Raw genomic sequence first — 9,033 nt, 5'->3', positions numbered from 1 at the left:
GCGGACCTTAAACGCCAAGCTGAGGTACCGGACTCGATCTGGCTGATCTGGACGGAGTTCACCCCGAGCATCGCTGCCGCTTCACGGGAGCTGATGCCTGCGGCCTCACGGAGTCTGCGCAGTTCGACGGCCAGCCGCATCTGTCGCGCTGTGGGTTCGCGCTTGGTCCCCATAGGCCGCTCCTTGCTCCAACGCCTGTCAACGCGACTCGTTCGAGGGTCAGATTACGGGATCGCCTTGCCGACTCTTAATTCTAATGTCTACCGTCAGTGACGCGACGCACACGCTGCGGAATCCCGGGGTCCCGGAAGCGCACCGCTCCGTCCTGCCATGACGGCTGCGGCAGGCCACCGCCCGTCGAACCGCGACCACCTCTTGGACCGAACGGAGTTCACGCATGCCCGAAACCGGTACCACCACCCCCACCGACCCCTGGGAGTACTCCCTCTACATCCCCAACGACCCCCGCGCCGTCACGGTCAGTCGCCGCACCCTCCGGCTGATCCTGACCATGCACGGGCTGAACGGCCTCGTCGACGTGGCCGAACTGCTCGCGGCCGAGCTCGTGTCGAATGCCGTACGGCACACCAAGGGGCCCGCCGCCCTGCGGGTGCGCTGGGCGGCGGGCGTACTGCGGATCGGGGCGTGGGACGCCGACCCCGCGCCGCCGGAGCCGCCCGTGCCGTTGGAGCGGGTCGCCGAACTGGAGGAAGGGCGCGGGCTCGGGCTCGTCCGGGCCTGCTCCGACCTCTGGGGATGGCAGCCGCTGGCCAGAGAGGGAAACCGGGGCAAGGTCGTCTGGTGCGAGCTCGCCGCGGCCTGACTCCGTCGCCGCCTGGCCCGCCTACTGCGCGTACGGGTATCCGTACGGCTGCCCCTGCGCAGGCGGCGCCGGTGTCCCGTACGCCAGCTGCGCGCCCTGTGCCGTCCCGCGCCCGTCGAAGAGGGCGAACAGCAGCATCGCCGTCGCCGTCAGCACGCACAGCACGAAGACGGCGCCCAGGATCGGGTCGCCGTCGCCGTCGGACGTGATGGCCGCCCAGGGGATCGTCACGCACTCGTAGAGGACGAAGGACGCGAACGCGCCCCAGTCCGAGCCCCGGCCGCGGCGGATCGCCACGTACAGGAACGGGACCCACATCAGCAGGCCCAGCGAGCCCCAGGCCAGGACCGACCAGGCGATTCGCTGCAACCAGCCGGCTTCCAGGCGCTTTTCCATCTCCACCCCCACGGCGGCGCGGCCCCCCTGGCAGCGCAGGGGGCAAGATTAAGCCACCGGACGGTGCGCGGCCTCGTGTCAGGAAGTCTTCGCCGAAGCCGTCTTCAGGGACGCGACGATCTGTCCCGTCAGCTTCTTCGCCGTGGCGGCTCCGTCGTCGTGGCCGTCCGTCGAGAGCACGGTGACAAGGTTGGTGCCCTGCCGGGCGGCGATCAGAGTGGTGCCGTTGTCCCAGGCGCTGCTGGTGAGCGTGATGGTGTAGGCCTCGTCACCCAGTCCGGGCGTGGACCGGCCGCTCGTCCTCACCTTGGTGTGGGTGCCGGAGTCCGTGAAGGTCGCGCAGGTGGTCGTCGCGATCCTCGCCACGTCCTTCAGCACGCTCGCCGCGGTCGTGCCGCGGTAGGCGTCGATCTCCTGGGTGATCTCCTCGGACGTGTTCTTGTTGACGTAGTCGCCCTGGGCGAAGGACACCCCGGTGACACCGGTGATGCCGATCCAGGCAGTGCCCTCCAGCATCGTGCAGTCGGGCTTCGCCGGGCTCTTGGTGGCCGGCGGCACGAACGTGTCCCCGGTGTCCCGGGTGGCGCTCGGATCGGAGCTGAAACCGGCCGGGAAGAACGACGCCGGGGCCAGCGCCTTCTTCAGCTGGGCGCCGGTGAGCAGACCGGCGTTCGGGTCCTTGGTGGCCGGGGACGCCGGGGACGCCGGTGCCTTGGCCGAGGTGCTCTCGGTCGTGCCGCAGGCCGCCAGGACCAAGGGGAGCGCAGCCACGGTGAGAACGCGAGCGGCGCGGGACGCGATGTGCATGAAAGTCCTTCGAATGAGCCAGGGGGGTGGCCAGCGGACCATACGACGCTCAGCGGACGCACAGTTCATGTACAGGTCAGGAGCGGACCAACATGCGGTCAAGTCAAGTGCGACGCGGGCGAATTGTCGTGCGGCGACCGCCCCCGTCGTCGGTGACACGAACGTCTTTACCGTCGTTTGATGCAATCATGTGCCGATCAAGGGGGTCCGTTTCCCGTTCACAGGAACCGCATCGGTTACTTTGCGATCCGCTTCGGGCGCCGGGGGAAGTGTCGGCAGACGCACCACGCGCGCCGCACCACGGGGGCTCAGCAACGTTTTCCAGCGGACGTACGTCGCCCGACCGTCGTCGTACGCCGCATCCGGCACGCGTGCAGCACGCACGCCCGCGCGCGCACGCGCGCGTGCACGACACAGACAGGGGTGGGGATGGCCGAGCACCGGCAGTCCAAGAAGCGCAGGTACGTCACGTGGGCGGTGGCCGGGGCCGCCGTCGTCGCGGGCGGCGGGATCGCCGCGCAGACCTCGATGGCCGCCACCACCTGGCCGGCCCAGAAGACGTTCACCGGCCGCGCCTTCGACACCTGCACCGCGCCCTCGCTGTCCACCATGAAGGCCTGGCACACCGGCTTCTACGGCGCCGCGGCCGTCTACGTCGGCGGCAAGAACCGCGGCTGCGCCCAGCCCAACCTGACCGCGTCCTGGGTGAAGTCGGTCAGCTCCATCGGCTGGAAGCTCATCCCGATCTACGTCGGCGCCCAGCCGCCGTGCCAGACCAGCTCCAACCCGGAGAAGCTCACGGCCTCCACGGCCACCTCCCTCGGCACCAGCGACGCCAACGACGCCGTGTCCAAGGCCTCCGCGCTCGGCATGAAGGCCGGCAGCGCGATCTACCTGGACATGGAGCCGTACGACGTCACCAACAAGTCGTGCAACGACGCCGTGCTCGCCTACGTCCGCGCCTTCGACAAGCAGCTGCGCGCCAAGACCTACCGCGCCGGCTTCTACGGCTTCACCAGCTCCAGCGCCAAGGCCATCGCCACCGCGACCAACAAGACCGACCTGCCCGGCAACCTCTGGTACGCCCTCTGGGACAGCAAGAACACCACCACCACGGACTGGCCCTGGGGCTCCACCCAGTTCACCAACCACAGCCGCGCCCACCAGTACATGGTGAACAGCAAGGAGGCGCACGGCGGTGTCACCCTCACCGTCGACCGCGACGCGTGGGACGCGCCCGTCGCCATCACCGGCTGAGCGGAACCGGCGGCCGGGAAGGAACGAGCAGGATCGGACGGTAGGCGTGAGCAAGCAGGTCAGGCAGGTGACGCAGGCGCGTCCGGCCAAGGAGGCGCAGACGCCGGCGGGCGGCCCGCTCGCCGTGGCCGGACTCGCCGCCGCCCGATGGCTGCGCGCACTGCGCGGTCGCACCATCGCCCTCGCCGCGGGCGCGGTGGCCGTCGTCGGCGCGCTCGTCGTGACCGGGGCCCTGCTCTCCCGGCACGACGACCGGCCGCCGATCCCGGACACCCGCGCCCGGCACTACACCGAGACCGACGCCTGCCTGCTCACCGACGGGGACGGCATCACCGCCGGCACCACCGCCGCCGACGTCTGGCAGGGCATGCAGGACGCCTCCCGCACGACCCACGCCCGGGTCAGCTACGGCCAGGTGACCGGTGAGCAGAGCGTCGGCAACGCCCGGCCGTTCCTCAACGGGATGCTGCAGCGCTCGTGCGACGTCGTCCTCGCCGTCGGCCGGCCCGAGGTCACGGCGGCGAGCGAGACGGCACCGCACCACGGGAAGATCGGCTTCGTGCTGGTCGGCGGCGGGCACGCGGGCGGGAACGTCACCACGGTCCGCGCCGGCGACGGGCTGCGCGCCGACGTGGCCGCCGCCGTCGAGCGGGCGGTGCGCGCACGCGGCTGAGCCGCCGGGGCCGAGGCAGTACCCGAAACACCCGTGGAATCGTTGGTCGAATGGGTTGGCCGGAGCCCGGCCGCTGCCTAACATCGATCACCGCAAGACCTTGTGCACCGTCGCACAATCTCCAACGGGAGGTTTCCTTGCACCGCCGCCGTCGCACCGCGCTCGTCCTGTCCGCCGCGATCGCCGCGGCTCCTCTCCTCGCCGCCTGCGGGAACGACGCGCATCCCGGCGCGGCGGCCGTCGTGGGCGGGCAGCGGATCACCGTCGCGCAGTTGCAGAGCCGGGTGGACGAGGTGCGCAGCGCGCAGCGGTCCGCGGTGGCCGACGAGACGCAGTACCAGCAGGCCATCACCCGGACCGGCACGCTGACCCGGGACACCCTGCACCAGATGGTGCTCGACCGGGTGCTGGACCGCGCCGCCCGGGACTCGGGCGTCACCGTCAGCGCCCGGGAGGTGCAGGACATGCGCACCGGCCTGGAGCAGCAGGCAGGCGGCTCCAAGCAGCTGGAGACGGCGTGGCTCCAGCAGTACGGGGTGCCGCCGAAGCGCCTCGACGAGAACCTCCGCCTCCAGATCGAGGCCCAGAAGCTGGCGGCGGCGCTGCACGCCGACACCAGCCAGCCGGCCTTCTGGAAGGCCCTGTCCACGGCCTCCGGCGAACTGCACGTCGACCTCAACCCCCGCTACGGCGCCTGGGACGTCCAGAAGGGCGGCGTCGAGGCGAAGACCCCGTGGCTGCGGAACGTATCGACGGTGGCGGCGCAGCAGGCGGCCTGAGCAGGGTGCGTTACGTTCGGAAGCGTGAACACCACCACCGACCACGCCGCCGACACCGCCCCGCCCGCCCCCGGCCGCATCGTCCTGCTCACCACCAGCCACCGGGTCGCCCCGGGGCTGCTGTCCTGGGCCGCCTGGCAGGTGCTGCGCTCCGCCGACGAGGTGCTGTGCGCCGACGGCGCGCACCCGCAGCTGCCCTATCTGCGTGAGGCGGGCATAGCCGTGGCCGAGGCGGCGCCGAGCGCCGAGGAACTGGTGGACGCCTGCGCCGGCGGGCGCACGATCGTGGTCGTGGCGACCGGCGAGGGCGAGCCCGCCCTGACCGACGGCCTCGCCCGCCTCGCCGGCTCCGGCCGGATCAGCATGCCGGACCTGGAGCTGCTGCCCGCCTCCTACGACCTGCCCGGCGCCCGGCTGCTCGACCTCGTGCAGGTCATGGACCGCATCCGCGCCGAGTGCCCCTGGTCGTCCCGGCAGACCCACAAGGGACTGGCCAAGTACGGCATCGAGGAGGCGTACGAGCTGGTCGAGGCCATCGAGGAGGGCGACCGGGAGGAGCTGCGCGAGGAGCTGGGCGACGTCCTGCTCCAGGTCGTCTTCCACGCCCGGATCGCGGAGGAGGACCCCGAGGCGCCGTTCTCCATCGACGACGTGGCCGGCGGCATCGTCGCCAAGCTGATCCACCGCCACCCGCACGTCTTCGGCGAGGAGACGGCCACGACGCCCGAGGAGGTCAAGGAGCACTGGCTGCGCACCAAGGCCGAGGAGAAGCGCCGCACCTCCGTGACGGAGGGCATCCCGCTCCATCAGCCGGGCCTGGCCCTGGCGGCGAAGCTGGCGTCCCGGGTGCGCACGGCGGGCCTGGAGGTGCCCGTCCCGCGGGGCGAGGGCATCGGCTACGAACTCCTCTCCCTGGCCGCCCGCGCCGAGGCGGAGGGCGTGGACCCGGAGGCGGCCCTGCGAGCGGCGGCACGGGCGTACCGGGACGCGATCAGGGAGACGGAAGGGGCATGAGGGGCGCGGGGCCGTATCGACGTGCGGCTCCGCCGCCCGGGCGCGCCCAGCCCCCACCGGCCCGCACGGGACGCCGCACACCCCGGGGGGCCGGGGGCGAGCCCCCGGGTTCGGGAAGGGAAGGTGCGACGGGGGCGAAAACCCCGGACGGCACCCGACGACTAGGGTCAGCCGTATGCAGGACCAGCCGCCCACCGACTCCGCGGACACCGCACCGACCCTCTTCAGCTGGGAGTTCGCAAGCAACCCCTACCCCGCCTACGCCTGGCTCCGCGAGCACGCCCCCGTGCACCGGACCCGACTGCCCAGCGGAGTCGAGGCCTGGCTGGTCACCCGGTACGCCGACGCCAAGCAGGCCCTGGCCGACCAGCGGCTGAGCAAGAACCCGGCGCACCACGACGAGCCCGCGCACGCCCGGGGCAAGACCGGCATCCCCGGCGAGCGCAAGGCCGAGCTCATGACGCATCTGCTCAACATCGACCCGCCGGACCACACCCGGCTGCGCCGGCTGGTCAGCAAGGCGTTCACGCCCCGCCGGGTCGCCGAGTTCGCACCGCGCGTGCAGGAGCTGGCCGACGGTCTCATCGACCGGTTCGCCGAGCGCGGCACCGCCGACCTCATCCACGAGTTCGCCTTCCCGCTGCCCATCTACGCCATCTGCGACATGCTCGGCGTCCCCCGCGAGGACCAGGACGACTTCCGCGACTGGGCGGGCATGATGATCCGGCACGGGGGAGGCCCCAGGGGAGGGGTCGCGCGGTCGGTGAAGAAGATGCGCGGCTACCTCGCCGAGCTCATCCACAAGAAGCGCGAGGCCCTGCCCGCCGAGCCGACCCCCGGCGAGGACCTGATCTCCGGCCTCATCCGCGCCTCCGACCACGGCGAACACCTCACGGAGAACGAGGCCGCCGCCATGGCCTTCATCCTCCTGTTCGCCGGGTTCGAGACGACCGTCAACCTCATCGGCAACGGCACGTACGCGCTGCTCACCCACCCCGAGCAGCGCCACCGGCTGCAGCGGTCCCTGGCCCGCCGGGAGAGGGACCTGCTGGCGACGGGAGTCGAGGAACTGCTGCGCTACGACGGCCCCGTCGAGCTGGCCACCTGGCGGTTCGCCACCCGGCCGCTCACCATCGGCGGCCAGGACATCGCCGCCGGCGACCCCGTGCTCGTCGTGCTCGCCGCCGCCGACCGCGACCCGGAGCGGTTCGCCGCCCCCGACACCCTCGACCTCGGCCGGCGCGACAACCAGCACCTCGGGTACGGGCACGGCATCCACTACTGTCTCGGCGCCCCGCTCGCCCGCCTGGAGGGCCAGACCGCGCTCGCCACCCTTCTCACCCGGCTCCCGGACCTGCAACTCGACGCGGATCCGGCCGACTTGCGCTGGCGCGGCGGGCTCATCATGCGCGGGCTGCGGACGCTTCCCGTCCGGTTCACCGCCGGACAGTCGTCGTGACCGCCGCAAAGGTGACACACGTTCAACTATGTGATCTTCACGTGATCTGCGCGGCATGAACTTGTGATGGGCGATCATCTGCCGATACGTTCACGCATCAGCGTGGCGTCCGAGCACGACCGCCACGCCGGTCACTGCTGTCGTGTGAAAGGTCTCCGCATGCTCTCCGGGAACGGTCGTCACCGTCGCCCCCGTCAGGCTCCGGCTCTCCTCGTCACCGCCGGAGTGACCGGCTCCGCCATCGCCATCCCGCTGCTCGGCGCCACCGGGGCCAACGCGGCCGACGGAACCACGTGGGACAAGGTGGCGCAGTGCGAGAGCGGCGGCTCCTGGAGTGCCGACAACGGCAACGGCTACTACGGCGGCCTGCAACTGACCCAGGACGACTGGGAGAAGTACGGCGGCCTCGACTTCGCCCCGAGCGCCGACCAGGCCAGCCGGTCCCAGCAGATAGCCGTGGCCGAGAAGATCCTCGCCGACCGGGGTCCCGGCGCCTGGCCCACCTGCGGGCTGCTCTCCGGCCTGACGAAGGACTCCGGCGCGGCGGACGTCGACACGGGTCTGGGCGGCGGTTCGTCCTCGGACACAGGTTCCTCCGGTTCCCGTGACTCGTCCGGCTCGTCCGGAAAGTCCGGCTCGTCCGAGGACTCCGGCGGGTCCGGCGTGGACGACCCCGGCCTCTCCGACGCGTCGCAGGGCACCTCCAACTCGCCTGGATCGTCCGACTCTTCGGCAGGTCGCGGCCATTCGGCTGGTTCGCCGGATTCGTCTGATTCATCTGAATCCGCGCCCAACTCCTCGGCCGACCCCTCCGCCGAATCCTCCACGAAGCCCTCAACTTCGGACACCTCACCCGGAAAGGCGGACGACTCCGCCAAGTCCGACACCTCCCCCGGGTCCGGGGCGGACGAGTCCGGTTCGCCCAGCGGCCCGCCCTCGGCGCCCGCCGGATCCAACCGTGACGACTCGGACAACCCCGGGCAGACCGTCGGCTCTTCGGCCCTCGTCGACACCGGGTCGCTGGGTACCGGGCGGCACCGCGGCGGCAGCGCCGCCGAGGACGCGGCGGAGGGTTCGACGGCGGCCGGCGGTCGGCACGCCTCCCGGGGTGGCGGCGACGCACACACCGCGTCCGCCGACTCCTACACCGTCCGCACCGGTGACTCGCTCGCCTCCATCGCCGACTCCCTTGGCGTCGACGGCGGGTGGCACGCGCTCTACGACGCGAACCAGGGCGCCATCGGCTCCGACCCGAACCACATCGTCGCCGGTCAGAGCCTGGATGTCCCGGTCGAAAACGCCCAGAACTAGGGGAAGTTCACGTCATACTTCGCGCCGAATGTCCCATTCGGTGAAAGTGTGGGATGAGTCTCAGAAGCCCTGATCGTCTTTGAAATTGGGCGGATCGCGTGTCTACGGTCATGACCGCTCGCCACCGCGAGCCCCGGCTGCCGCAACGCCGAATCCTGCCAGCGGCCGCACGGGAACAGTCGTCGCGTCAAGCGCCGTAGGCAGGAGCGGGGGACCCAAGGTAAGTGCCGCGCCGGATCGTTGACCGGAGCGGCTTGGGGTGAAGCCGTGCCTCCCCAAGGGCACGGCCGGGCAACTCAACCGGCCCGAACCCGACAGCTCACCTCGCAGGCGNNCGCCCGTCCAAGGCCACCCGTGTCGTCGCGCTCGCCGGTGTCACCGGTGTCGCCGTCGCCGGCCCGCTGATGGCGGCCGGCAACGCCTCCGCCGCCACCGCCTCCCAGTGGGACGCGGTCGCGCAGTGCGAGTCCGGTGGCAACTGGTCCATCAACACCGGCAACGGCTTCTACGGTGG

10 protein-coding genes, 1 pseudogene and 1 riboswitch are annotated in these 9,033 nt (G+C 71.5%); of the genes and pseudogenes, 8 read left to right on the top strand and 3 right to left on the bottom strand.

From position 1 onward, the window contains the following. Nucleotides 1-173, bottom strand: a 173-nt coding sequence (locus BZY54_RS19525) for a helix-turn-helix domain-containing protein (protein WP_143668075.1), incomplete at its 3' end; no start/stop codon positions are given. Between the two features lie 224 nt (nucleotides 174-397). Between BZY54_RS19525 and BZY54_RS19520 the strand changes: the two genes are divergently transcribed. Beyond that, nucleotides 398-823, top strand: coding sequence for an ATP-binding protein (locus BZY54_RS19520; RefSeq protein ID WP_086726471.1), 426 nt, complete (start codon nucleotides 398-400; stop codon nucleotides 821-823). A gap of 21 nt (nucleotides 824-844) precedes the next feature. On the opposite strand, the gene BZY54_RS19515 is transcribed toward BZY54_RS19520, so the two are convergent. Both BZY54_RS19515 and BZY54_RS19510 read right to left on the bottom strand, forming a co-directional pair. Further along, complete coding sequence (locus BZY54_RS19515) at nucleotides 845-1,219, bottom strand: hypothetical protein (protein ID WP_086726470.1); 375 nt, start codon at nucleotides 1,217-1,219, stop codon at nucleotides 845-847. A 78-nt stretch (nucleotides 1,220-1,297) separates the two neighbouring features. Further along, entirely contained in the window at nucleotides 1,298-2,026 is a 729-nt protein-coding gene (locus BZY54_RS19510) for a hypothetical protein (RefSeq protein WP_086726469.1), read from the bottom strand. Between the two features lie 429 nt (nucleotides 2,027-2,455). On the opposite strand from BZY54_RS19510, the gene BZY54_RS19505 reads away from it, so the two are divergent. The 7 genes and pseudogenes from BZY54_RS19505 to BZY54_RS55460 form a co-directional block, all read left to right on the top strand. Further along, entirely contained in the window at nucleotides 2,456-3,283 is an 828-nt protein-coding gene (locus BZY54_RS19505; protein WP_086726468.1) for a glycoside hydrolase domain-containing protein, read from the top strand. A 46-nt stretch (nucleotides 3,284-3,329) separates the two neighbouring features. After that, nucleotides 3,330-3,956 (top strand): type 1 periplasmic-binding domain-containing protein, encoded by a 627-nt coding sequence (locus tag BZY54_RS19500; protein WP_086726467.1) that lies wholly within the window; start codon nucleotides 3,330-3,332, stop codon nucleotides 3,954-3,956. Nucleotides 3,957-4,093: 137 nt separating this feature from the next. Further along, nucleotides 4,094-4,735 (top strand): SurA N-terminal domain-containing protein, encoded by a 642-nt coding sequence (locus BZY54_RS19495; RefSeq protein WP_086726466.1) that lies wholly within the window; start codon nucleotides 4,094-4,096, stop codon nucleotides 4,733-4,735. Between the two features lie 24 nt (nucleotides 4,736-4,759). Continuing rightward, nucleotides 4,760-5,749: a nucleoside triphosphate pyrophosphohydrolase gene (locus tag BZY54_RS19490; RefSeq protein WP_086726465.1), complete on the top strand. Its 990-nt coding sequence runs from the start codon at nucleotides 4,760-4,762 to the stop codon at nucleotides 5,747-5,749. A gap of 175 nt (nucleotides 5,750-5,924) precedes the next feature. Beyond that, entirely contained in the window at nucleotides 5,925-7,208 is a 1,284-nt protein-coding gene (locus BZY54_RS19485; protein ID WP_086726464.1) for a cytochrome P450 family protein, read from the top strand. A 159-nt stretch (nucleotides 7,209-7,367) separates the two neighbouring features. After that, on the top strand, nucleotides 7,368-8,519 hold the full coding sequence (locus tag BZY54_RS19480) for a LysM peptidoglycan-binding domain-containing protein (RefSeq protein ID WP_086726472.1): 1,152 nt from the start codon (nucleotides 7,368-7,370) through the stop codon (nucleotides 8,517-8,519). A 182-nt stretch (nucleotides 8,520-8,701) separates the two neighbouring features. Then, nucleotides 8,702-8,867: riboswitch (cyclic di-AMP (ydaO/yuaA leader) on the top strand. Beyond that, nucleotides 8,855-9,033 (top strand): annotated as a pseudogene (locus BZY54_RS55460) (transglycosylase family protein); the annotation flags it as partial. Its footprint overlaps the riboswitch before it by 13 nt.

Origin of the sequence: Streptomyces carpinensis (genome assembly GCF_002154505.1) — a bacterium.
GTDB classification, from domain to species: Bacteria; Actinomycetota; Actinomycetes; order Streptomycetales; family Streptomycetaceae; genus Streptomyces; species Streptomyces carpinensis.
Note: the sequence above shows the minus strand (reverse complement) of the source record. Positions and strands in the feature narration are given on the sequence as shown.

Excerpts from the sequence above, each read along its gene's own strand:
- BZY54_RS19520 (WP_086726471.1), top strand. The coding sequence starts at position 398 with ATGCCCGAAACCGGTACCACCACCCCCACCGACCCCTGGGAGTACTCC.
- BZY54_RS19515 (WP_086726470.1), bottom strand. The coding sequence starts at position 1,219 with ATGGAAAAGCGCCTGGAAGCCGGCTGGTTGCAGCGAATCGCCTGGTCG.
- BZY54_RS19510 (WP_086726469.1), bottom strand. The coding sequence starts at position 2,026 with ATGCACATCGCGTCCCGCGCCGCTCGCGTTCTCACCGTGGCTGCGCTC.
- BZY54_RS19505 (WP_086726468.1), top strand. The coding sequence starts at position 2,456 with ATGGCCGAGCACCGGCAGTCCAAGAAGCGCAGGTACGTCACGTGGGCG.
- BZY54_RS19485 (WP_086726464.1), top strand. The coding sequence starts at position 5,925 with ATGCAGGACCAGCCGCCCACCGACTCCGCGGACACCGCACCGACCCTC.
- BZY54_RS19480 (WP_086726472.1), top strand. The coding sequence starts at position 7,368 with ATGCTCTCCGGGAACGGTCGTCACCGTCGCCCCCGTCAGGCTCCGGCT.